Below are 21,253 nucleotides of genomic sequence, written 5' to 3' on the forward strand. Positions count from 1 at the left end.
TGATTGACAAACCGAACGATTGTTTGCATAATGAAGTCATCAAATAGAACGAGTGTTCGGAGGCGCCATTATGGAAAATAAAACGAGTGCACTGCAGTCTGTCTCTCACCAGTTAATCAAATCAACGCGCGAGTTCTTCGCGCTGACAGAGCCGGCCGTGGTGATGCCGGCGGCCCAAGTCAGTCAGTTTGCAGACCAGGCGTTCTCCCGGCACTACCGCGTCGCCTTGAACTTTGAAGGCGAAGAAGAAGCACTGGTCGGCCACCTCACCCGCCGGCTCAGCAATGATCGTTATCTACTTCAAGCATACCGCAGTAACCTCTACCGTGTCGTCGATCTCGCCCAGGTGACTTACCTTCAGCGGGCCTGACCCAAGCAGCAGCGCCGCCATCAGTTGATGGCGGCGCTGTTTGTGTCTAGAGTTACTTGGCCTTCGCGGCATCAGCCAGCTTCAGCATCTCTGAGGCGTGCGCCACCGATAACTTGGTGACCTGCTCGCCGGCCAGCATCCGCGCAATTTCCTGCACGCGCCCAGCGTGGTCAAGCTTGGTGACGCTGGTCGTGGTGCGGCCCTTCGCGACCTGCTTTTGGATCAGGAACTCGTGGTCGGACATTGCGGCCACTTGCGGCAGGTGGCTGATGCACAGCACCTGCGAGTGCCGGGCGATGGCCGAGATCTTGTTGGCAATGGCCTGCGCGACGCGACCGGAGACGCCGGTGTCGACTTCATCGAAAATAATCGAGGTGACGCCATCGGTTTCGGCAAAAATGGTCTTCAGTGCCAGCATAATCCGCGACAGCTCCCCGCCACTGGCAATTTTTGCCAGTGGCTTGGCGGCTTCACCGGGGTTGGTTTGAATGTAGAACTCCACATTGTCGATGCCATCCGGCCGCAAGGTGTCCGCCGGCAACTTGCTGAAGCGCACCGAGAAAACCGTTTTTTCCATGTACAGGGCCTTAAGCTGCCCGTGAATGGCATCAATCAGCTTGGTGGCCGCGTGCTTGCGCGCCGTGCGCAGCTGCGCCCCCAGTTTAAGCAGCGCCTGGTGCTCGGTCGCCACGCGCTTCTCCAAGCCCTCTTCGTCCGCGTCGTTCGCGGTCATCGAGGCCAGCTCATCCGCGGCTTTTTCCCCATACGCGATCACTGCCTTGAGGTCGGCCCCGTACTTGCGTTCCAGCTGGGAAATGAGCTCAAGGCGCTTTTCGACCTCGTCCAGGCGGCCGTCATCGTACTCAAGTGTGTCCACCTGGCGCGATAAATCGCCTTGCACGTCCTGCAGTCCGTAGTAAACCGACTGAATCGAATCCGCCAGCTTAGCGTAGGCCGGGTCGAGGTCGGCGATGCTTTGCAGGTTGCCCATGATCTCACCGATTTGATCCAGGGGGCTGACTTCGGATTCTGTGAGCAGTTCGTAGCTCTGGGTCAGCGCGTCGGAAATTTTTTGAAAATTGGCCAGCCGGTCGCGCTCGGCGATCAGCTCATCTTCTTCGGTCGGTTTGAGCTCGGCGCTTTGGATCTCGTTGACCTGAAATTTCAACATGTCCAGGCGCTGGGCCCACTCCCGCTCATTTTGATGCTTCTTGGTGAGCGCCGCCTGATCCTTTTGATAGGTCGCGTACTGCGTTTGATAGTCGGCAAGCAAGTGCCCCACCGACTCTCCTGCAAACTGATCCAGCAGTCCCAGGTGGGTATCTGGATGCACCAGCTGCTGATGTTCATTTTGGCCGTGAATGTCGACCAGCGTCTCGCCGATTGCCCGCAGTGTGGCCGTGTTAACTAGCTCACCGTTGACGCGGCATAAGTTGCGCCCAGACGCGTAAAGCTCGCGCTGCAGCAGCACCATGCCGTCGTCTGGCGCCAGGCCAAATTGGGCCATCACCTCAGGCGTCTTCGGGTTGGCTGTCGCGTCAAATAAGCCTTGCAGCGTCGCCTTATTGGCCCCGGTGCGCACAAAATCAGCCGAGCCGCGGCTGCCAGCCAAAAGCCCCACCGCGTCGATGATGATCGACTTGCCGGCCCCGGTTTCGCCGGTCAAAGTCGTCATGCCGGCCTCAAAGCTCAGCTCAAGGTCTTCGATAATGGCAAAGTCATGAATCACTAATTCTTGTAGCATCCGCTCACACCATTTCGTCCAGCATCCGCAGCACCTGATTGGCTTCTTCCGCCCCACGGCAGACTAACAGAATCGAGGCATCCCCAGCCACCGTGGCAAAAATGCGCTGATCATCCAGGTGCTCGATCAAATTACCAACGGCCGGGGCCGTGCCGGGTGACATCACCAGGTACACAAACTGATCCATCACGTCCCCGCGCAGGTACGCGGCCTGCAGGGTGCGCCGCAGCTTATCTTGCGGGGCCAGCTGGCGCTCCGGTGGCAGCGAATAGCGGTAATGGCCATTGACCATTGGCACCTTGACCAGCTGCATCTCCTTGATGTCCCGCGAAATCGTCGCTTGCGTCACGGTGATGCCGCGCGCGGCCAGCGCGGCGACAAAGTCTCCCTGGCGCTCGATCGGCGTGCTTTCTACAAGCGCTCTGATCTGCGCCTGACGCTCATTTTTTTGCATCTGCTCACCTGCTTTCACCGTTAATTATACAACAGCTTGCATAAAATCTAAAACAAGTGAATAGATATTCACTAAGGCTTGGGGTGCCCTGGCTTAAGCTCGGCGTATGCGGCAGCCAATGTCTTGTCCACATCAACGTCTGCCGCTTTAGTGCCCGGAACGGCAGCATTTTGCAGGTGGATCAAAAACTCGATGTTGCCTTCGCCGCCCGTGATCGGGGAAAAATCCAGCCCCAGCACGTTGTAGCCGGCGCTCAGTGAAAAGTCGACAATCGTTTGAAGCACGGCCTTGTGAACCGCCGGATCGCGGATGATGCCTTTTTTACCGACGTGCTCCCGACCCGCCTCAAACTGGGGCTTGATCAGCGCAACGGCGTGGCCGCCTGGCTGCAAAATCGCGTGCAGCGGCGGCAGGATCAGCTTCAGCGAGATGAAGGACACATCGGTCATCGCAAACTCGACCGGGCCGTGCGTGAAGTCCTCAGGCTTGCTGTAACGGAAGTTGGTTTGTTCCATCACGACCACCCGCGGGTCTTCGCGAATTTTCCAGGCCAGCTGGTTGGTGCCGACGTCCAGGGCGTACCCGAGCTTGGCGCCATTTTGCAGGGCCACGTCGGTAAAGCCGCCAGTGGACGAGCCGATGTCGAGCACCGTCTTGCCTTTGAGATCAATGTCGAAGACCTTGAGCGCCTTCGCCAGCTTCAGGCCGCCGCGGCTGACGTAAGGCATCTTCTTGCCTTTCACGTGCAGCACCGAATCACCGGCGATTTTGACCCCTGGCTTGTCCAGTCGCTCGTTATTTTGATCATAGACTTCCCCCGCCATCACAGCGCGTTTGGCCTGTTCGCGTGATTCAAACAGTCCTTGCTCGACCAGCAGGACATCGACTCGTTCTTTACTCATTGCTTCTCCGTTTCAAAGTAATCCAGCAGGGCTAACAGTTGCGGCGCCGGCACACTTAGCTGGCTCGCTGCGTGCTTGGCTTTGGCGACCTCGTCACCTAACGCCTTGCGGGCACCGGTGAGCCCGACCAGACTGGGATAAGTGGCCTTGCCTTCCGCGACGTCCTTGTTGGGCGTTTTACCCAGCTGGGCGGCGGTTTCCGTGACGTCATTGATGTCGTCTTGAATCTGAAAAGCGCGGCCAAACGCGCTGGCAAAGGCATGCACCTGAGCCGCGTCGTCGGCGCTGGCCTGGGCCAGCACCGCGCCCATATCGGCCGCCACCGCCAGCAGCGCCCCGGTTTTTTCTGCCTGCAGCTGCTGCAAAGTCGCGAGGTCGATCTGGTGACCCTGCGCATCCATGTCCATCACCTGACCGCCGACCATGCCGTTCGGGCCGACCGCACGGGCAAACAGTTGCACCAAGCGGACCAATGTCTCCGGGGCGACCGAGGTTTGCGCCAACAGGTCAAACGCGGCACTTTGCAGTGCATCCCCGGCAAGAATCGCCGTGGCTTCATCGAACTGCTTGTGACTGGTTTTCTTGCCGCGGCGCAGGTCATCATTGTCCATGGCCGGCAGGTCGTCGTGAATCAGTGAGTACGTGTGAAGCAGTTCCAGTGCCGCCGCCGCGGGTAAGGCTTGCTGCCCGTCGCCACTGAACGTCGTCACCACCGCCAGTAGCAGCAGTGGCCGCAGCCGTTTCCCGCCGGCATCCACCGAGTACGCCATGGCGGCCTCAAGGTGCGGATTATTCACCGTGGCCAAGTATTGATCCAGGGTCTCCTGAACCGGTTGCCGCCACGCCGCCGTTTCCTCAAGCATTCTTGTCTGCTGCCTTCGGGTCAAACGCTTCGACAGCCCCGTCGTCCTTGACCATCTGCGTGACCGTCTGCTCGGCGTTTTTGAGGGTCGCCTCCAGCTCACTGGAAAGCTTGATGCCGGCCTTGTACTGCTTCAGGGCCTCTTCCAGCGGGACTTGGCCCTGCTCGAGCTGATTAACAATCGTTTCCAGCTGCTGCAACTTTTCCTCGAATGTCGGTTCCTGTGATTCAGCCATTGGTTTGCTTCCTTTCTTCGACCACCACTGGTACGGTGCCGTCTTCAACGTGAATCAGCGCCTTGGCGCCGGGTTTGAAATCTTTGACCTTGGTCAGGGCCCTGCCGCGCGGCCCGGTGACGTAGCTGTAGCCGCGGCCCAGGATTTGGTCCGGTCCGAGGTGATCCAGCGCCTCATTGGCCAGCGCGAACGCCTGCCGCTTGCTTTGGACAATCGCCTGCGCGGCGCTTTGCAGGCGCCGCCGGTCGTTGGCCACGGTTTGCCGCGTATTCTCAACGCGCACGGTCAGCTGGCGAGGGTTCAAACTCGTCCGGGCCAGCCGAACGCGCTGAGCAAGCGCCGTGACCTGCACCTGCGTCGCACTGGTCAGTCGGTTGCGCAGCTGATCGACCTGCTGCAGGTACTGATCGTAAAGCCGCCCGGGCTGGGTCAAAACCACGGACTGGGCCGAACGGTTCAGCCGCTCACGAGCCGCCTGGATCCGGTTCTGCATCGCCTGCTGAATGCGGAGTTGATCTTCCTGAATACGGGTGAGGCCATCGGTCAGCTTGACCGGCGTCACCAGCTCAGCCGCGGCCGTCGGGGTCGCCGCGCGATGATCCGCCACAAAGTCTGTGATGGTGGTGTCGGTTTCGTGCCCGACCGAGCTGACGATCGGCATCGGCATGTCGGCCAAGGCGCGGGCGACACTTTCCTCGTTGAACGGCCACAGGTCTTCGATCGACCCGCCGCCGCGCCCGATGATCAGCGCGTCAAAGCCGCCCATCGCCTTCACCCGGCGCAGCTGAGTGACGATGGTCGGCGCGGCCTGGTCACCTTGCACCTGGGCAGGAAACAGGACAATTTGCAGGATTGGATAGCGCCGGGCGACCGTGGTCATGATGTCTTGGATCACGGCGCCGCTGGGGCTGGTGATCACCGCAACGCGCCGCGGAAACTGCCGCAACGGCCGCTGATTTTTGGCGAATAGCCCCTCGGCCTCGAGCTTCTTTTTCAGCTGCTCGTATTGCAGGTAAAGTTCGCCGATGCCTTCAGGCGCCATTTGCTCGATGACGATTTGGTACTGACCGCTGGCCGGATACAGCGTCACGCGCCCGACCACCCGGACGGTATCGCCTTCCTTAGGCTCAAATTTGAGCCGCGCAAACGCGCTTTTAAACATCACGACGTTGATCTTGGCGTGCTCGTCCTTCAGCGAAAAATACTGATGGCCGGGCCGCTTGCGAAAATTCGTGATTTCGCCGGTCAAATAGACCTTGCTCAGGTACGGGTCAAGGTCGAACTTGCGGCGCAGGTATTCGGTCAGCAAACTGACCGTGAGATAATCGGGTTCAGCCATGATGATGCCTCTTTGCTAGTTCTACCGTCTGAATCATCAGCGCGGCGATGGTCATCGGACCCACGCCGCCGGGCACCGGTGTGATTGCCGACGCCACTTTAACCACACTGTCAAAATCGACGTCGCCGACCAGCTTGCCAGCGGCATTGCGGTCCATCCCCACGTCGATCACCACGGCGCCGGGTTTCACGGCTTCAGCGGTGACAAACTGCGCCCGGCCAATCGCAACGACCAGAATATCGGCTTCGCGGGTGACCGCAAACAGGTCCGGGGTCTTGCTGTGCGTGACCGTCACCGTCGCGTCGGCGTTCAACAGCAGCGCCGCCATCGGCCGCCCGACAATGTTGGAGCGGCCAATGATCACGGCGCGCTTGCCGGCGACGGTGATGCCGTAATGCTTCAGCAGCGCCATGATGCCAAACGGCGTCGACGCGACCACGCCCGGATTATTTTCCCACAACCGGCCGACGTTGTAGGCATGGAACCCGTCGACGTCCTTGTCCGGGTCGATTGCCGCGATCACCGCGTCAGGGTCGACCTGTTCAGGCAGCGGCAGTTGGACCAAAATCCCGTCGATGGTGGCATCGCGATTCAACTCCTCCACCACTGCAAGGACCTCGGCCTGGGTCGCCGTTTTCGGCAGCGTCCGCAGGATCGAGTGAATACCGAGCTGGTCGGCGCGCCGCTGCTTATTGCGCACGTAAATGGCGCTGGCCGGATCATCGCCGACGAGGACCACCGCCAGGCTCGGCACGATGCCACGGGCCTTCAGTGCCGTCACTTCAGTTTGCAGGTCAGCCATTAAAGCGTTAGATGTTTGTTTGCCGTCAAGAATCGTTGTCATGGTTGTTCCCCCTTGTGTATCGTGCCGGTGCTCGTCGAACTTCATCATTCTACCTAGATTACGCAGGGGCCGTCCATGGTTCTCATCAGAATAACGCCGGATTACTAAAAAAGGCCACCGCGGTCGCGGCAGCCAGCGTTCATTCAGGCCTGCACAAAATGGCCCAAGATGCCGTTGATAAACTTAGCGTCTGATTCGTCGCTGTAGGTTTTAGCCAACTCGAGCGCCTCGTTCACCGCGACCTTGTCCGGGACGTCTGGGACCTGTTGAATCTCAAACAGCCCAAGGCGCAGCAAAATGAGGTCCGTTTTGCTCAACCGCTGAAGGGTCCAACCCTTTTTTAACTTGGCGTTAATTTGCGCGTCCAGTTCGTCCTGGTGAGCAAGCACGCCGTCAACCAGCGTGGTGAGGTAAGCGGGCGCTTCTTCATCCTTAGGCAGGGCCTCTTCGTAAACCGCGCTGCGGTCGGCATCGGCGTTGCTCGCAATGGCAAACAGCGCCTTAAACGCTGCTGCTCGGGTATCATGTCTATCTAGCATTACTTGTCTTCCTCTGGATTGGCATCATCCGCGTCATCGGCGAATAAGTTGTCAGGATCGAGCTTCGGGGCCTTTTCCGGCACCACGCCGACCACGTGAACGTTGACCTCATCCAGCGTCAAATCGGTCATGTAAAGCAGCTGCTCACGCAATGTCGACTGCATCGCCATCGCAACCTTCGGCACTGAAACGCCGTAGTCGAGATAGACATACACGTCGGCGGTCAACCGCTTGCCATCCACGGTCAGGTCAACCCCTTTGCCGTGGTTGGCCCGGCCGAACCACGAATTGATCGTGCTGGCCATCGTGCCGCGCATTTGATAGACGCCGTCCACCGAAACCGCCGCGATGCCCAGAATCACTTCAAGGACTTCCGGCACGATTTCGATCGTGCCTTGCGCATCAGTGCGATTTGCCAGAATGATATTCGAATCTTCAGCCATGAGCTGCCTCCTAAAAATTACGCGCGGGAGATGTAAGTCCCGTCTTGCGTATTGATGGTTAAAACGTCGCCTTCGTTGATGAAGAACGGCACCTGAACAACCAAGCCAGTTTCCAGCGTCGCCGGCTTCGAGCCGCCTGAACTGGTGTTGCCGCGGACGCCAGGCTCGGTGGCCGTGACGGTCAGATCAACGGTGTTCGGCACTTCAACGCCCAGCGTTTCGTTGCCGTGCATCATGATCTTGACTTCCATGTTTTCCTTCATGTACTTGAGCGCATCCGTCAGCTCTTCGGCGGGCAGTGTCAGCTGTTCGTACGTGGTGGTGTCCATGAAGACGTAAGAATCCCCGTCGGCATACAAGTACTGCATGGTTTTCGTATCGATCTGTGCCTTCTCGACTTTTTCGGTCGAACGGAAGGTCTTTTCTTGAACGGCACCGGTGCGCAGGTTCTTCAAAGTCGAGCGCACAAACGCGGAGCCCTTACCAGGCTTAACGTGCTGGAACTCGACGATGCGCCAGAGGTCACCATCGACTTCGATGGTCAGACCGTTTTTAAAATCGTTAACAGAAATCATGTAATTCCTCCACTTATCTTCTTTAGCTAACACTAACTATATCAATCGCCAAAAGCCCTTGCAAGGAAAAGGCGGCCGCTTACTTGCGGACCGGGACCACCAGCAGCTCGCTTGGCGCCGGCGTCGTCAGGTACTTGGCCCCGCTCTTGGTGATTAGCAGATCGTCTTCGACCCGCACCCCGCCGAGGTCAGGGATGTAGATGCCAGGCTCATCGGTTTCGACGTTGCCTTCCGCTTGCGGCGTGTTGGCGTATGGGCCCCAGGCCCCTGGGCCTTCATGGATCGACAGGCCGATGCCGTGCCCGGTGCCGTGGCCGAAGAACTGGCCATAGCCCTTGTCTTCAATGTACTGGTGTGCGAAGCCGTTGATGGCCTTGCCCAAAACGCCCGGTACCATCATGGCCGCGGTCGCCTTGTTGCAGTCATAAACGATTTTGTAAACCGCCTTGAGCTTCTCGTCTGGCTCACCCACCGCAAAGGTCCGAGTGATGTCGGAGACATAGCCTTGGTAGATGCAGCCCCAGTCCAAGGTGATCACGTCGCCGTCTTCAATTTGCTTGTCGGTGGCGGCACCGTGCGGCATCGCGGCGCGCTTGCCGGAAGCCACAATCGTTTCAAATGACGTGCCACTGGCACCCAGCGAGCGCATGTAAAAGTCCAAGTCGGTGGCCACCTGCAGCTCGGTCATGCCAGGTTTGATGGTGTCCAGAACGTGCTGATAGCCGGCCTCAGCGATTTGAATCGCCTTTTCAATCAGCTTCAGCTCATCTTCATCCTTAACTTCGCGCAGCGCCGGCACCACATTGGTCGTCGCTTGCCAGGTCACATTGGCCGGCAGCTTCTGGAAGTCTGCGTAAGTCATCACGTCGGCTTCAAACCCCAACGTCTTCAAGTCGTTGGCGTCGGCAATCACGCCCGCTTCGCCCAGCAGGCCGTGCGAGTGAAGCACCAATTCTGCGTTGTGGACTTCGACTTTGACCTGCTCAGTGAACCGCGAATCGGTGATAAACCACGCGTGGTCCTTGGCGACCAGCAGGGCACTTTCGTTGCCGGTAAAACCGGTCAGGTACGTGACGTTGACCGGGTCCGTAACCAGCAGTGCGTCAACTTTCAGTGCAGGCAGCTCGGCCTGCAGGTTTTGTAAACGGGACATGTGATGAACCTCCTTGGAAGAAATGAAGTGTGGGTGGGGACTTGTAATCGGGCTAAAACCGTCGGCCCTGCGCACTTTTCGTAATCGGGCTCGGAACGGCAACGCCCGAGCGTCTAGCTAAAAACGTCGGTCCTGCGCAACTTGCCTAATCGGGCTACGGGCCGACAACGCCCGAACGTCTAGCTACGCCCAAGGCCTCGCCGGCCAAAAGCGCCGGCAATGCCTTGGGCTAGGCTATCCGTCGGGCTAAAACCGTCGGCCCTCCGCACCTTGGGTATAAAAAAGCACCCCGTCACCGGAGCGCTCTTGATTATTCAGCTTTTGCTTCTGCTGGATAAACGGATACTTGCTTCTTGTCGCGGCCAAGGCGTTCGAACTTAACAACGCCATCAGCTGTTGCAAAGAGCGTATCGTCGCCGCCACGGCCGACGTTTACACCTGGGTGGATCTTGGTGCCGCGCTGGCGGTACAAGATGTTCCCAGCCAAAACGAATTGGCCATCAGCGCGCTTGCTGCCAAGACGCCGACCTGCAGAGTTACGGCCGTTAGAAGTCGAGCCGCCCCCCTTATGGTGAGAGAAGAACTGAAGATTCATTTTCAACATTGTGTACACCTCCGAGTATTGAATTAGGCTGTTTTGGTTGAAATCGAGAGATAATCGCCGTAGCTTTCTTGGATGCTTTGCAGGGACAGCAGCAAATTCTCTAGGAGAATCTGTGCGATGTGCGCCTGCTCCCCATCCTGGGGTTGATCCAAGGTCAGTTCCAAGTGGCCGCCGTTGACTTCATCAGCCTTGACGTTGGGTTCAAACCCAGCCAAGGCCTCAATACCGTTGACGGCGCCGATCGAGACTGCAGAGACCGCTGCGCAGACAATGTCATGGCCATATTCCCCTGAGTCGGCATGGCCGGTCAGGTTAAAATGAACAATGTCACCACTGGCATCCCGCTGAAAGCGTGCTTTGATCATGCGTTCACCTCATTAGGCGTTGATCGCGTCGATAACAACCTTTGTGTATGGCTGACGGTGACCCTTTTTCTGGTGTTGATGCTTCTTAGGCTTGTACTTGTAGGTAACAACCTTCTTTTCGCGCCCTTGCTTCTCAACTTTACCAGTAACGGTGGCACCATCAATCGTTGGCGTGCCGATTTTGGCATCGCCCTCACCGCCGACCAAGATCACTTGGTCAAACGTGACAGTTGCGCCTTCTTCAACATCGAGCTTTTCGACGTAAAGTGCTTCCCCGACTTCGGCTTTGTACTGCTTGCCGCCGGTTTTGATAATTGCGTACATCTTGTGCACCTCCTGTTGCCCGTAGGCTTTTTCCCCTGAGGACTCGCCAAGCCAGGTGCTAGGCTTTGATACCTGACGTTGTGCGGTTGCAGATGAGGGGTGACAAATACAACGTAACGAGTTTATCAGATTAAACCCCTTGACGCAAGCAGAACCTGAGGCTTTGTCAAGGAAAAATCCTTGCCACCAGCAGTGAGATATCGTTGTTGGCAGCTGGCCGCTCGACTATACTAATGACAAGGAGTGTGGGCATATGACAATTCTATTGAATCTCCTCATTTTTCTCATCACCGGCGGGCTGCTTGCCGTCACCACTGCCCGGTTGAAGCAGCCGCTTAATTATATCGTGACTGGATTGGTCGCTTTAGCCTTGCTCATTTTTGCCAGCAAGTTCTACGGCCTGGGCTGGTTTACCTTTCTGTACCTCGTCTGGATGGTCGCAGTGGTTGGTGGGTTGCTGTTTTTGCGGGCTTACCTGCGAGCACAGAAAAAGGCTCGCTAAAAGCGCGGACCCGCCCCTGCCAAGGATCTTCATTATATCATCATCTGGCAGGCAAAAAAATAACCCGAGGCAAAATGTCTCGGGTCAAAGCTTAATTACCGATTAAGTTGCGCAACGGCTTGCTCGATCGTCGCACCGCGGCCAATGTGGTTTTGGTTGCTTGGGTCGATGGCAATGAACTGCTGCGTCTGGGTATCTAATTGAATCCGATATTTCATATATATTACCTCCATTCGTATCGCACATGAATGGGTTGTTTCAATTGCGACTGTCTATTACTTTACTATATTTATGTAAGCATGTCAAGCGCTGTCATTTTTAGTACGACAAAATCAGTCTTAAGTCTGAGAAGCGAATACTTTGGTGAAAAGGCGTGTCTATCACCCATCGTTGTGCGAAGATATAATTATCATACCGAAACCGAGGTTAACTATGGAAACAAAACGCACTGCTAAAAAATTCGTTGATGTTCGCGGCGCCATCATCACCGGTATCGTCGCCTTGATTCTCGGAATCCTGCTGTTCATCGCCCACCAGTGGCTCTGGGGCGGACTCACCTTGGTGCTCGGCGCGTGGATCACCTGGCACATTCTGACGCATGTCCCCACTAAGGACGGTCACCCGACCAACCGCTCGGACATCTCACAAGCCGAAACGGCGAACCATTTCCAGCCGCTGGACTGGGAACCGGTCAAGTCCGCGCAGGACGCCGAGGCGCTGCTGACCAGCAAGCTGGGCGACCGCGGGTGGCATACGGTCAGCGGCACCGTCGCAATTTCGGCGCCGATCCAGTTTGTCGTGGCAGCTTCTGACGGCACCACGAAAATTGTGACGGCGGCCGGGCAGATCATCGCCGATGACGGGAGCGAAACTAATGAAGAAGGAAAATAAATTGGGCTGCGGTGGCGCTATTATCCTGATTATTCTGTTCTCGTTTCTGGTCACCTACTGGTACGTGTTTGTGGCCATCGGCCTGATTGCGTTTGCCATGTGGTACTACTATCACCGCAAGCAAGCTGAAGAACAGGCGGCAGCTGAGGCAAAGGCCAAGCAGGAACAAGCCGAGGCAGACGTCGCCGATCGGATCAGGCAGTTCAAGCAGCTGCTGGACGAAGGCGCCATCACTCAAGAAGAATTTGACCGTCAAAAAGCCAAGATTCTGGGCGAGCACGACGATTTGAACTTTTAGCGCATGACCTGTCGCCTACTGGGCGGCTTTTTTCTTATCAAAGCTTCGAGGAGGTTTTGGACAATGGCACGACATCCGGAAACACCACAGGAAATTGCGAATAAGGCGATCATCAGCAAGCACCTCAACGCCTTGCTGCTGGCCCGCGGCACGACCCAGGCCAAGGTCAGCGACGTGACGCACATCCCCCGCAGCACCCTGACCGGCTACTTCAAAGGCACCACGACGCCCAGCGCGACCAACGCCAGCAAACTTGCCGCCTTTTTCGGCGTTTCTCGCGACCAGATCGATCCGCGCTACGGCAAGCCGGCCAGCGCTGGCGTCGTCGATTTGGCGGACGACTCCAGTCCTATTTTGTATCAAGGCAAGCCTCTGTCGCCCCGCGAAATGCTCTTGATCCGCCACACGCTCGACCAGGCCAGACGCTCAAGCGCATTTAAATAGCCGCATTCCTTGACCGGTATGCGGCTTTGCTGTGCCAGCCGGGATTCGAACCCGGGACAAATGGTTTAGAAGACCATTGCTCTATCCAACTGAGCTACTGGCACATTGAACCTGTTTATTATACGGATGCGCCGCTAGCCCTGTCAACGCGCCCCGGCTTGAATGACGGGCGCCGCTCGGCTACACTGGTGCTATTAATGAAAAAGAAATGAGGAATCAATTTGAAACTCAACCAAAACGGCCGGATTCAAGCCGACCAAGCCACTCAGCTCAAGGAACTGCAGGCCATCGGCTTTGCCCCTGACCTGGAGCAATCGCTGGCAGACGCTGCCAACGCCGCCTTTCGCAAGCTTTTCCCAGAAGCTTTTAGTGAAACTGCCAAGCAGCAAGCCTTAGCCGCCATCGCGGTGACAGACACCCAGGATTTGGCACAGTTGCTGGCCAGCAAACCAAGCCAGATTTCTCGCACTGACTTTTACGCCGTCGCCCTTCAGCTCCTGGGCTTTGAGGCAGGCACTGATTACCAGCTGAAAGATAGCCTCGCATTCATGGCTGAGACCAAACTGCCTGTAGTTGCCAGTGACATCACCACCACCGCTGACTTCTGGGCTGCCTTGTACCTGCTGCTGTGCACCCGCACCAAACACCTGGTGACGCTGATTGACGCGCTGGCTGCGCGTGGCTTTTACCGCGATTTTCAAAGGGGCAAGACCACGCCCGAGTTTCTGTTCTTCAATGGTAAAGCGCAGGACGTGTTTGACGCGCGCAAAGTTTACCGCGAGGTGGTCTGGGTCGAATCAGACATGGACACCGACCACGACGGCAAGCGCGACATGCTGGAAACCACGATTTTTCGGCCGAAGGAAACGGACCAAGGGGTCAAAATGCCGGTATTATTCACCGCTAACCCCTACTTCCATGGTACCAACGACGTCGACTGGATCACGCACAAGCCGGATCCTAAGCTGGCGGTGAAGACCCACTCCTACACCAAGGAGGAAGTCACGTATCAGCCGGCGACCTCGGCCGAGCTGCCGCACCAGCAAGTCAACGGTGAAAGCAAAACCGCCGAGGTGTACTCCGACCAAGGAGGCAGTTACATGTTCAACGACTACATGCTGGGCCGCGGCTTTGTCACCGTGTACTCTGGTGGGGTCGGTACGCGCGGCTCTGACGGCATGCGGTCGACCGGTGGGACCAGCGAAACTGACTCGGCGGTCGCGGTCATCGAATGGCTCACCGGCAAGCGCCGCGCCTTCACCAACCGCACCGACGGCATCGAGATCAAGGCCTGGTGGTGCAACGGCAAGGTCGCGATGACCGGCAAATCTTACCTTGGCACCCTGTCGATTGCCGCGGCGACCAGCGGTGTCGAGGGTCTGAAGACCGTCATCTCCGAATCCGCCATTTCCAGCTGGTACGACTACTACCGTGAAAACGGCCTGGTGGTCGCGCCCGGCGGGTTCCAAGGCGAAGACGCCGATGTCTTGGCCGTGGACACCTTTTCCCGGCAAAAGCAGGCCGGCGACCTGCTCAAAATCAAGGCCGAATGGGACAAGACCCTGGCTGCCATCACCAAGGACCAGGACCGCGAATTCGGCGACTACACCAAATGGTGGGACGAACGCAACTATCGCAACAATCTGAAAAACATCAAGGCCGACGTCATCATCGAGCATGGCCTGAACGACTGGAACGTCAAGCCGGCCAACGCAATTCGCTACTGGAACGGCATCCAGGACCTGCCCATCAACAAGAAGCTGTTCCTTCATCAAGGTCAGCACACTTACCTCGACAACATCCGCTCGCTGGACTTTGCCGACCAGCTGAACCTGTGGCTGTCCTACGAGCTGCTTGACGTTGATAACGGCGCCCCTTCAGCCCTGCCAAACGTCACCGTGCAGGACAACGTAACGCCGGAAACTTGGCACACCTACGAAGAATTCGGCACCGCAGATGCGAAGCACGAAGACAAGCCTTACAACCTGCAAGCCGACATGGCCAGCAAGCGCGCCGGGTTCCCGGACAACGCCACCGCGATTTTCAATGAGGATAAGGAAGACTCGGACGGCTTTGAGGCTGAGATCATTAAGCCAGACTCTAAGTACAATGGTGCGCGGCTCTGGCTTGACCTGCCGGCCGACACTCACGATGTCACGCTGGAAGGCGTCCCACATCTGAAACTGCGCCTGTGGATCGATCAGCCGACCGCGATTTTGTCCGCGCGGCTGGTCGACGTCGGTGAAGCCAAGCGCTTCGCCCCTGTGGCCGGAGTCGTTGATCCCGCTGGCTGGGACCTGGGCTACGACTACAAGGCCGTCAGCATCCAGGAGTTCAAGCCGGCCAAAGAAACCGACAGCAAGCTAGTCTCCTTCGGCCACGTCAACGTTCAAAACCAACAGAACGCTTACGAAAACGTCCCGGTTAAACCAGGTGAACCATTCACCGTGGACTTCGATTTACAGCCGACTCACCTGCACTTGCCAGCCGGCCGCCACCTCGCCCTGATCATCCACGGTGCCGACATGGCCCAGACCCAGCGCACGGAAACGGTGGTCAACTTCCACATCGACCTTGCTAACAGTACGCTGACATTGCGGTACCGGAAGTAATACAAAAACAGACACTGAGATTTTTTCTCGGTGTCTGTTTTTTTCTTGGAAAGATTTAGGGCGGGTTGCCTAATCGGGCTCCGGGTCGACAACGCCCGAGCGTCTAGCTACGCCTAAGCCCTCGCCGGCAAAATACGCCGGCAATGGCTCAGGCTAGGCTAGCCGTCGGGCTAAGACCGTCGACCCTGTGCACCTTTCCTAATCGGGCTCCGGGTTCGCAACGCGGGAGTGGCTAGCTACGCTTGGCACCTCGAAGCCAAAGTACGGCTTCAAGGCACCAAGCTAGGCTACCCATCCCGCTAAGTACGCGAACCCTGCGCACCTTAGTACAGTTCCAAATACTGATCCCGTTCCCATTCGGAAACGCTTTGGCGGTAGGCCGCCCATTCGAGGTCCTTGGAATCAACGAAGCTGTGGTACAGGTGGTCACCCAGGGCGCCGCTGACGATTGGGTCGGCTTCCAGCGCCTTCAGTGCGTTGTGCAAGGTGGACGGCAGGTCTTGGATGTGGTTGGCCTTGCGCTCGGTGTCCTGCATCTTGTAGATGTTGCGATCGACCGCTTCTTCCGGATCCAACTGGTTGCGTACGCCGTCGAGGCCGGCCTCGAGGACCGCCGCGATGGCCAAGTATGGGTTGGCGGTCGCATCGACTGAGCGCATCTCCAAACGCGTCCCGAGCTTGCGGGATTGTGGCACGCGAATCAGCGGACTGCGGTTGGTACCGGACCAGGCGATGTAAACCGGGGCTTCAAACCCTGGCACCAGGCGCTTGTAGGAGTTGACTGTGGGGTTGTTGATGGCAGTCAAGCCGCGGGCATGGGCCAAGAGGCCCGCCAAGAAGTGCATCGCGGTGCTTGAAAGCTGATCGTCGGTGCTAGCGTCATAAAACGCGTTGCCGTCCTTGTCGAACAGGGACATGTTGATATGCATCCCCGACCCGTTGATGCCGTGGATTGGTTTTGGCATGAAGGTCGCGTACAGGCCGTGCTTCCGGGCAATGGTCTTCACAACCAGCTTGAAGGTTTGGATGTTATCGGCGGCGTCCACCGCATCGGCGTACTTGAAGTCGATTTCGTGCTGGCCTGGTGCGACCTCGTGATGAGAGGCCTCGACCTCGAAGTTCATCTTTTCGAGTTCGAGCACAATGTCGCGGCGGCAATTTTCGCCCATGTCCAGCGGGGCAAAGTCGAAGTAGGACCCCTTGTCGTTGAGCTTCAGCGACGGGTCCCCGTTTTCATCCAGCTTGAACAGGAAAAATTCCGGCTCCGGGCCGATGTTGAAGGCGGTGTAGCCGGCCTTATGGGCGTCTTCCATCACACGAATCAAGTTGTTGCGCGGATCACCCATGAACGGCTTGCCGTCCGGCGTGTGGACACTGCAGATCAGCCGCGCGATCTTGCCGCCGTCATTTTCCCACGGGAAGAGCAGCCAGGTGTCCAGGTCCGGGTACAGCAGCATATCCGATTCCTCGATGCGGACAAAGCCGTCGATCGAGCTGCCGTCGAAGGTGATTTTGTTGGCCAAGACCTTCTCCAGCTGGGAGACCGGCACTTCGACATTCTTGTTGATGCCATTAATGTCGGTGAACATCAGGCGCAAAAATTCAACGTTTTGATCCTTAACACTCTGCCGGATCATGTCGGCAGTAATCGGTTCTTTTGCCATGAGCCACTCCTTTGCGTTTATCCTACGGTCTGAATCCAAATCCCTGCGTCGGACTATCCCCACGCGGGTTCAGCCGCCCCTGATTCAACAACTCCGAGCGAAGCGCCGCCCGGACTTCCTCGTCGGAAAGCTTTGTCTTCGGCTTTGGCTGCTTTTGGGCATCCCTCAGCTCGGCCAGCGAAAACCCTGCCGCCAGCTGACTGTGGATCTCAACCAAGTCGTCAACGTCCTTCAAGGAGTACATGCGGTGATTACCAGGCGTGCGAAGCGGATGCAGCAGCCCCTGCGCCTCGTAATAACGGATCTGCCGCGCCGTGAGGTCGGTGAGCGCGATCACTGTGCTGATCGGCAGCACCGCCCGCGTGCGAATATCACTGAGTTCCGGCATGGCAGTCCCTCCTTCACGCAGACAACCATACCAATAGACGAAAAAGGCGTCAACTGTTGATGTCAGAAAACCTGACAAACAAATAAATTTTTATCTTCAAAGGCCTAGCTTAACCAGTTTGCGACCAGGGTGTTGGCCTCCTGCAGTCCCCGTTCAGGCTCTGTGATCACGTCCAACCAGTGCGTCGGCAGCTGGTGGCGAAAATACGTCAACTGGCGCTTGGCGTAATGCCGCGAATTCTTTTTGATCAGCGCGATTGTGTCCGCCAGGCTGGCCGCCCCGGCAAAATACGGCAGCCACTCCTTATAGCCAATGGCCTTGAGCGCCTGCGCATCCGGCGCGGTGGTTTGAAGCACCCGCCGCACCTCGGCTTCAAGCCCTTCTGCCACCATCTGGTCGACCCGCTGATCGATGCGGGCGTACAGCACGGCGCGGTCGGTCGTCAGGCCAAGCACCAGCGCGTCAAAGGCGGGGTCTGGAATGACCTGAGCAGAGAACTTGTGCCCGGTGATTTCAATCACCTCAAGCGCCCGGATCAACCGCCGGCTGTTGCCCACCGGGATCTTGCGCGCGGCCTCGGGATCCTGCGCGTTCAGCTGCGCCCACAGCCAGTCCTCGCCGCGGTCAGCCAAGGCCTGCTGCCACTTACTCCGGGCCGGGCTTTCCGCATGCTCCCCAAGCGGCAGTGCCAGGCGCAGCGCATTCAGGTAAAAGCCGGTGCCACCAACGATGATCGGCAGCTTTCCGCGCCCTTTGATGTCGGCAATCGCCGCCTCTGCCCGTTTTTGAAATTGCGCGGCGGAAAACGGCTCGCCAGGCGCCACAATGTCAATGAGGTGATGCGGAACGCCGGCCATTTCTTCCGGCGTGACCTTGGCGGTGCCAATGTCCATCCCCCGATAAATCTGAAAGGCGTCCCCGTTGATCACTTCGCCGTTGAACTGTTGGGCCAGTCTCACGCCGAGTGCGCTTTTACCGGTGGCAGTCGGGCCGCCGATCATCAACACTTGAGTTTTCAATGGATTTTGCTCACTTTCTGTCATGTCATCTAGTATAATGAAATTAGCACCTAAAGTTCCAGAGAGGGAGGGATTTTCGTGAAGCACAAATTTTTGAAGGGGTTCCTGGTTGGCGTCGTCGCTTCGGCCGGCGCAGTGGCCAGCTCCGTGTTTGCATTCAAGAAGTCTTACATCGAGCCCGTAGAAACCAAAGTCGACGAGATCAATGAGAATCGGCGCAAGGCTAACCGCAAGCAGCATGCATCACATCAAGGCTAAGCACAATAAAACCCCTGCCAAAGCGCAGGGGTTTTATTTAGTCTTCAAATTCTTTGGCTTTTTTCGTTTTACCCGACCAGTTATCGTAGCCGCCCTTGAGGAAGTACAGGTGCTCGAACCCGGCCTTTTTCATGCGGCGCGCCGCTTTGACGGAAACGGCGCCGGTCAGATCGTACATGTAAACCGGCAGGTCCTTGCGCAGCTCGATCATGCGCTGCTTCAGCTGAGTGTACGGCAGGTCCCGCGCGCCCAGAATGTGGCCGGCGTCAAAGTCCTTTTTTTCACGCAGGTCAATGATCTGCGCCTTGCGCATGTTCTGCTCAAACTCTCCCGGCGTGATCTCGCCGCCGACTGACTTCAGGCGCGATTTCTGCCACTGTGTCAGCAGCCAATTTGCCGCCCAGACCAAAAGGCCCAGACCAATCAACACCAGCAAAAAATTCCCCATAACCAAAAACGTCCTTTCAATCGCCGTCGACATGGCGGCGCAAGTTAATTCTAGTGTATCACAAAAGCCTCAGGTATAGACCCGAGGCCGAAGGTTTTGCGTAAATTGTCCTATGCGCGCGCCAGACTGGCCGCACCGACCACGCCGGCCGTGTTGCCCAGCGTTGCCAGGCGCAGGTGAGTCGTGTTGCGGACGTTCGGGAAGGTGAACTGATCGAAGTACTTCTGCACCCGCGTCAGCAGGAAATCACCGGCCGCAGAAACACCGCCGCCGATCAGCAGGTACTCTGGGTTCAGCACGTTGCCCAGGTTGCCCAGGCCGAGGCCCAGGTAGTAGCACACTTTGTCGACGATCATCAGCGCCAGCTTGTCACCGGCCTGTGCGCAGTCGAAGACGATCTTGGAGGAAATGTCATCCCCGTCGTCGAGAATCTGCTTCAGCTTGGAGTCCCCGGCGTATTCTTCTGCCATGTCGCGGGCCACGTGCACGATACCGGTGGCCGACGCAACGGTTTCCAGGCAGCCGCGCTTGCCGCAGGTGCACATGTAGCCGTTCGGCTCAACGGTGACATGCCCGACTTCACCGGCAGACCCGGCCACGCCGTGCAGCAGCAGGCCGTCAGAGACAATGCCGGCGCCGATTCCGGTGCCCAAAGCAACCAGCGTGACGTTGTCCGACTTGTCGCCGGCGCCCTTCCACTGCTCGCCCATCGCGGCGACGTTGACGTCGTTGTCGATGGCAAACGGGATGCCAGTGGCGGCTTCGATCTCACGCTTCGGGTACTGCATGGTCTTCCAGTTCAGGTTGTAGGCGCCAATGACGGTGCCCTGGATCGAGTCGACTGTGCCCGGGGTCCCCATGCCGATGCCAACAAAATCATCGGCTGTCATATTGTACAGTTTCAGGTGATCTTGAATCGAGGCAATAATGTCCGGGATAATGTGACTACCCTCGTCCAGAATGTTGGTGTCGATGCTCCAGCGCTGCTGGATCTCGCCGTCCTCGGTCAGAATTGCGAACTTGCAGGTCGTGCCGCCAAGGTCGACCCCCATCAATTTTTTGTCAGCCATTGCTTTTTCCTCCATCATCATTAATCAAGGGATGCTTTTCTTCCTGTTCGTGCTCGTGGCGCAAAATGATCTTGGCCGACGCATAGGTGCGGTCATCGATCAGGCTTGATTCGTGCAGGCGGTCCACTTCCACCGCGGCCAGCTCAATGTCCCAGAGCCGCTTACCGACGTGAATGTAAGTCCCGTAACGCTTAAGCAGTTGCAGTACATCGTAGAAAGTCTTCATAGCGCACTTCCAAAGGCGAAAATCAGCAGTGCCGCGCTGGCCGCGACCAGTGCGAACAGCGACCCGACTCGGCGCGGCATCGAGGTTTCCCCAAGGTTCGGGGCCCCAAGTGCGTAGGCGATCAGGAAGCCGCCGATGAAGCCGCCGATGTGGCCGTAAATATCGACGCCGGTCATAAACAGATCGAAGACGATGTTCAGCGCCGCCAGCATCACGAACTGCCGCGAAATCGCGCGGATCCCGGCATTGTCGCGGTACCCGTCGTAGAGCATCAGATAGGCGCCCATCATGCCAAACAGCGCCGTCGACGCCCCTGCCGCCAGCCCGGTCGGATTAAACGCCGCACTGGCGAGGTTACCGGTGAAGCCGGACACCAGATACAGCACTAAGAACCGCCAGTGCCCAAAAATCCGCTCGGTCAGACTGCCCAGGTAAAACAGCGTGACGCCGTTGACCAGAATGTGCATGATCCCGATGTGAACAAAAATCGGCGTGATCAGCCGCCACCACTGGCCGGCCTCGATCAGCGGATTCCACCGCGCACCAAAGCGCACCAGCACGTAATTGTTCGTGGACCCGCCGTTCACGGTTTCAAGCAGAAACACCAACACCGTCAGGGCAAACAGCGCGTATGTCATATATGGCTGATTCTTCAATCGTCTAAGAGAATATTGCAACC

General features: G+C 57.6%; 29 protein-coding genes, 1 tRNA gene and 1 other annotated feature. Of the genes, 7 read left to right on the forward strand and 23 right to left on the reverse strand.

Annotated elements, in window-relative coordinates; translation table 11 throughout:
- The first annotated feature begins 70 nt into the window (after positions 1 to 70).
- Positions 71 to 370: a hypothetical protein gene (locus EKM86_RS06600; protein ID WP_225419371.1), complete on the forward strand. Its 300-nt coding sequence runs from the start codon at positions 71 to 73 to the stop codon at positions 368 to 370.
- A 52-nt stretch (positions 371 to 422) separates the two neighbouring features.
- Here EKM86_RS06600 and recN read toward each other — a convergent pair whose 3' ends face one another.
- The 14 genes from recN to rplU all read right to left on the reverse strand — a co-directional run bounded on the left by recN (position 423) and on the right by rplU (position 10,754).
- Positions 423 to 2,114: a DNA repair protein RecN gene (gene recN / locus EKM86_RS06605; protein WP_125756303.1), complete on the reverse strand. Its 1,692-nt coding sequence runs from the start codon at positions 2,112 to 2,114 to the stop codon at positions 423 to 425.
- A gap of 4 nt (positions 2,115 to 2,118) precedes the next feature.
- The gene (locus EKM86_RS06610; protein WP_125756305.1) at positions 2,119 to 2,568 is read right to left on the reverse strand and encodes an arginine repressor; all 450 of its coding nucleotides are present in this window, start codon (positions 2,566 to 2,568) and stop codon (positions 2,119 to 2,121) included.
- 71 nt (positions 2,569 to 2,639) lie between these two features.
- Complete coding sequence (locus tag EKM86_RS06615; protein WP_125756307.1) at positions 2,640 to 3,470, reverse strand: TlyA family RNA methyltransferase; 831 nt, start codon at positions 3,468 to 3,470, stop codon at positions 2,640 to 2,642.
- Positions 3,467 to 4,333 carry a polyprenyl synthetase family protein gene (locus EKM86_RS06620; protein ID WP_125756309.1) on the reverse strand — a complete coding sequence of 289 codons (867 nt, stop codon included), beginning with the start codon at positions 4,331 to 4,333 and terminating at the stop codon, positions 3,467 to 3,469. Before EKM86_RS06620 ends, EKM86_RS06615 begins: the two co-directional genes overlap by 4 nt.
- The gene (locus EKM86_RS06625) at positions 4,326 to 4,568 is read right to left on the reverse strand and encodes an exodeoxyribonuclease VII small subunit (protein WP_125756311.1); all 243 of its coding nucleotides are present in this window, start codon (positions 4,566 to 4,568) and stop codon (positions 4,326 to 4,328) included. The genes EKM86_RS06620 and EKM86_RS06625 overlap by 8 nt, the downstream gene beginning before the upstream one ends.
- Positions 4,561 to 5,910, reverse strand: coding sequence for an exodeoxyribonuclease VII large subunit (xseA, locus tag EKM86_RS06630; protein ID WP_379908939.1), 1,350 nt, complete (start codon positions 5,908 to 5,910; stop codon positions 4,561 to 4,563). The genes EKM86_RS06625 and xseA overlap by 8 nt, the downstream gene beginning before the upstream one ends.
- Positions 5,900 to 6,751, reverse strand: coding sequence for a bifunctional methylenetetrahydrofolate dehydrogenase/methenyltetrahydrofolate cyclohydrolase FolD (folD, locus tag EKM86_RS06635; RefSeq protein WP_125756315.1), 852 nt, complete (start codon positions 6,749 to 6,751; stop codon positions 5,900 to 5,902). Before folD ends, xseA begins: the two co-directional genes overlap by 11 nt.
- 143 nt (positions 6,752 to 6,894) lie before the next feature.
- Positions 6,895 to 7,290, reverse strand: a complete 396-nt coding sequence (gene nusB, locus EKM86_RS06640; protein ID WP_125756317.1) for a transcription antitermination factor NusB — start codon at positions 7,288 to 7,290, stop codon at positions 6,895 to 6,897.
- A complete protein-coding gene (locus EKM86_RS06645; protein WP_125756319.1) occupies positions 7,290 to 7,733 on the reverse strand; it encodes an Asp23/Gls24 family envelope stress response protein in 444 nt (147 codons plus the stop codon). Before EKM86_RS06645 ends, nusB begins: the two co-directional genes overlap by 1 nt.
- A 17-nt stretch (positions 7,734 to 7,750) precedes the next feature.
- Positions 7,751 to 8,308, reverse strand: coding sequence for an elongation factor P (gene efp / locus EKM86_RS06650; protein WP_125756321.1), 558 nt, complete (start codon positions 8,306 to 8,308; stop codon positions 7,751 to 7,753).
- A 79-nt stretch (positions 8,309 to 8,387) separates the two neighbouring features.
- Positions 8,388 to 9,461: a M24 family metallopeptidase gene (locus EKM86_RS06655; protein ID WP_125756323.1), complete on the reverse strand. Its 1,074-nt coding sequence runs from the start codon at positions 9,459 to 9,461 to the stop codon at positions 8,388 to 8,390.
- 310 nt (positions 9,462 to 9,771) lie between these two features.
- Entirely contained in the window at positions 9,772 to 10,065 is a 294-nt protein-coding gene (gene rpmA / locus EKM86_RS06660) for a 50S ribosomal protein L27 (RefSeq protein ID WP_054663471.1), read from the reverse strand.
- 23 nt (positions 10,066 to 10,088) lie between these two features.
- Complete coding sequence (locus EKM86_RS06665) at positions 10,089 to 10,430, reverse strand: ribosomal-processing cysteine protease Prp (protein WP_125756325.1); 342 nt, start codon at positions 10,428 to 10,430, stop codon at positions 10,089 to 10,091.
- 12 nt (positions 10,431 to 10,442) lie between these two features.
- Positions 10,443 to 10,754, reverse strand: a complete 312-nt coding sequence (gene rplU, locus EKM86_RS06670; protein WP_125756327.1) for a 50S ribosomal protein L21 — start codon at positions 10,752 to 10,754, stop codon at positions 10,443 to 10,445.
- 28 nt (positions 10,755 to 10,782) lie between these two features.
- Positions 10,783 to 10,852: a sequence feature (ribosomal protein L21 leader region), on the reverse strand.
- Between the two features lie 155 nt (positions 10,853 to 11,007).
- On the opposite strand from rplU, the gene EKM86_RS06675 reads away from it, so the two are divergent.
- Positions 11,008 to 11,256 carry a hypothetical protein gene (locus tag EKM86_RS06675; RefSeq protein ID WP_125756329.1) on the forward strand — a complete coding sequence of 83 codons (249 nt, stop codon included), beginning with the start codon at positions 11,008 to 11,010 and terminating at the stop codon, positions 11,254 to 11,256.
- A gap of 95 nt (positions 11,257 to 11,351) precedes the next feature.
- Here the strand turns inward: EKM86_RS06675 and EKM86_RS12575 are convergent, their stop codons facing one another.
- The gene (locus EKM86_RS12575) at positions 11,352 to 11,474 is read right to left on the reverse strand and encodes a hypothetical protein (RefSeq protein WP_255533311.1); all 123 of its coding nucleotides are present in this window, start codon (positions 11,472 to 11,474) and stop codon (positions 11,352 to 11,354) included.
- A gap of 214 nt (positions 11,475 to 11,688) precedes the next feature.
- Here EKM86_RS12575 and EKM86_RS06680 point away from each other — a divergent pair, with 214 nt between their 5' ends.
- The 3 genes from EKM86_RS06680 to EKM86_RS06690 all read left to right on the forward strand — a co-directional run bounded on the left by EKM86_RS06680 (position 11,689) and on the right by EKM86_RS06690 (position 12,889).
- Positions 11,689 to 12,147, forward strand: a complete 459-nt coding sequence (locus EKM86_RS06680) for a hypothetical protein (protein ID WP_125756330.1) — start codon at positions 11,689 to 11,691, stop codon at positions 12,145 to 12,147.
- Entirely contained in the window at positions 12,131 to 12,445 is a 315-nt protein-coding gene (locus EKM86_RS06685) for an SHOCT domain-containing protein (RefSeq protein ID WP_225419372.1), read from the forward strand. Before EKM86_RS06680 ends, EKM86_RS06685 begins: the two co-directional genes overlap by 17 nt.
- A 63-nt stretch (positions 12,446 to 12,508) precedes the next feature.
- Entirely contained in the window at positions 12,509 to 12,889 is a 381-nt protein-coding gene (locus tag EKM86_RS06690) for a helix-turn-helix domain-containing protein (protein ID WP_164506194.1), read from the forward strand.
- A gap of 30 nt (positions 12,890 to 12,919) precedes the next feature.
- On the opposite strand, the gene EKM86_RS06695 is transcribed toward EKM86_RS06690, so the two are convergent.
- A tRNA-Arg gene (locus tag EKM86_RS06695) sits at positions 12,920 to 12,993 on the reverse strand.
- 117 nt (positions 12,994 to 13,110) lie between these two features.
- Between EKM86_RS06695 and EKM86_RS06700 the strand changes: the two genes are divergently transcribed.
- Positions 13,111 to 15,501 (forward strand): Xaa-Pro dipeptidyl-peptidase, encoded by a 2,391-nt coding sequence (locus EKM86_RS06700; protein ID WP_125756336.1) that lies wholly within the window; start codon positions 13,111 to 13,113, stop codon positions 15,499 to 15,501.
- Positions 15,502 to 15,824: 323 nt separating this feature from the next.
- Here EKM86_RS06700 and glnA read toward each other — a convergent pair whose 3' ends face one another.
- From glnA to miaA, 3 genes are all read right to left on the reverse strand, one after another.
- Positions 15,825 to 17,165, reverse strand: a complete 1,341-nt coding sequence (gene glnA, locus EKM86_RS06705; RefSeq protein ID WP_125756338.1) for a type I glutamate--ammonia ligase — start codon at positions 17,163 to 17,165, stop codon at positions 15,825 to 15,827.
- A gap of 22 nt (positions 17,166 to 17,187) precedes the next feature.
- Entirely contained in the window at positions 17,188 to 17,553 is a 366-nt protein-coding gene (locus EKM86_RS06710) for a MerR family transcriptional regulator (protein ID WP_125756340.1), read from the reverse strand.
- Between the two features lie 104 nt (positions 17,554 to 17,657).
- Positions 17,658 to 18,596: a tRNA (adenosine(37)-N6)-dimethylallyltransferase MiaA gene (gene miaA, locus EKM86_RS06715; RefSeq protein WP_125756342.1), complete on the reverse strand. Its 939-nt coding sequence runs from the start codon at positions 18,594 to 18,596 to the stop codon at positions 17,658 to 17,660.
- A gap of 54 nt (positions 18,597 to 18,650) precedes the next feature.
- On the opposite strand from miaA, the gene EKM86_RS06720 reads away from it, so the two are divergent.
- A complete protein-coding gene (locus EKM86_RS06720; protein ID WP_056989194.1) occupies positions 18,651 to 18,830 on the forward strand; it encodes a DUF3042 family protein in 180 nt (59 codons plus the stop codon).
- A 37-nt stretch (positions 18,831 to 18,867) separates the two neighbouring features.
- Here EKM86_RS06720 and EKM86_RS06725 read toward each other — a convergent pair whose 3' ends face one another.
- From EKM86_RS06725 to EKM86_RS06740, 4 genes are all read right to left on the reverse strand, one after another.
- The gene (locus EKM86_RS06725) at positions 18,868 to 19,278 is read right to left on the reverse strand and encodes a rhodanese-like domain-containing protein (protein ID WP_125756344.1); all 411 of its coding nucleotides are present in this window, start codon (positions 19,276 to 19,278) and stop codon (positions 18,868 to 18,870) included.
- A gap of 110 nt (positions 19,279 to 19,388) precedes the next feature.
- A complete protein-coding gene (locus EKM86_RS06730; RefSeq protein ID WP_125756346.1) occupies positions 19,389 to 20,348 on the reverse strand; it encodes an ROK family glucokinase in 960 nt (319 codons plus the stop codon).
- The gene (locus tag EKM86_RS06735) at positions 20,341 to 20,574 is read right to left on the reverse strand and encodes a YqgQ family protein (protein WP_125756348.1); all 234 of its coding nucleotides are present in this window, start codon (positions 20,572 to 20,574) and stop codon (positions 20,341 to 20,343) included. The genes EKM86_RS06730 and EKM86_RS06735 overlap by 8 nt, the downstream gene beginning before the upstream one ends.
- The gene (locus tag EKM86_RS06740) at positions 20,571 to 21,251 is read right to left on the reverse strand and encodes a rhomboid family intramembrane serine protease (protein WP_379908909.1); all 681 of its coding nucleotides are present in this window, start codon (positions 21,249 to 21,251) and stop codon (positions 20,571 to 20,573) included. The genes EKM86_RS06735 and EKM86_RS06740 overlap by 4 nt, the downstream gene beginning before the upstream one ends.
- Positions 21,252 to 21,253: the final 2 nt, after the last annotated feature.

This window comes from Lacticaseibacillus hegangensis, from assembly GCF_003946465.1.
Lineage (GTDB): Bacteria > Bacillota > Bacilli > Lactobacillales > Lactobacillaceae > Lacticaseibacillus > Lacticaseibacillus hegangensis.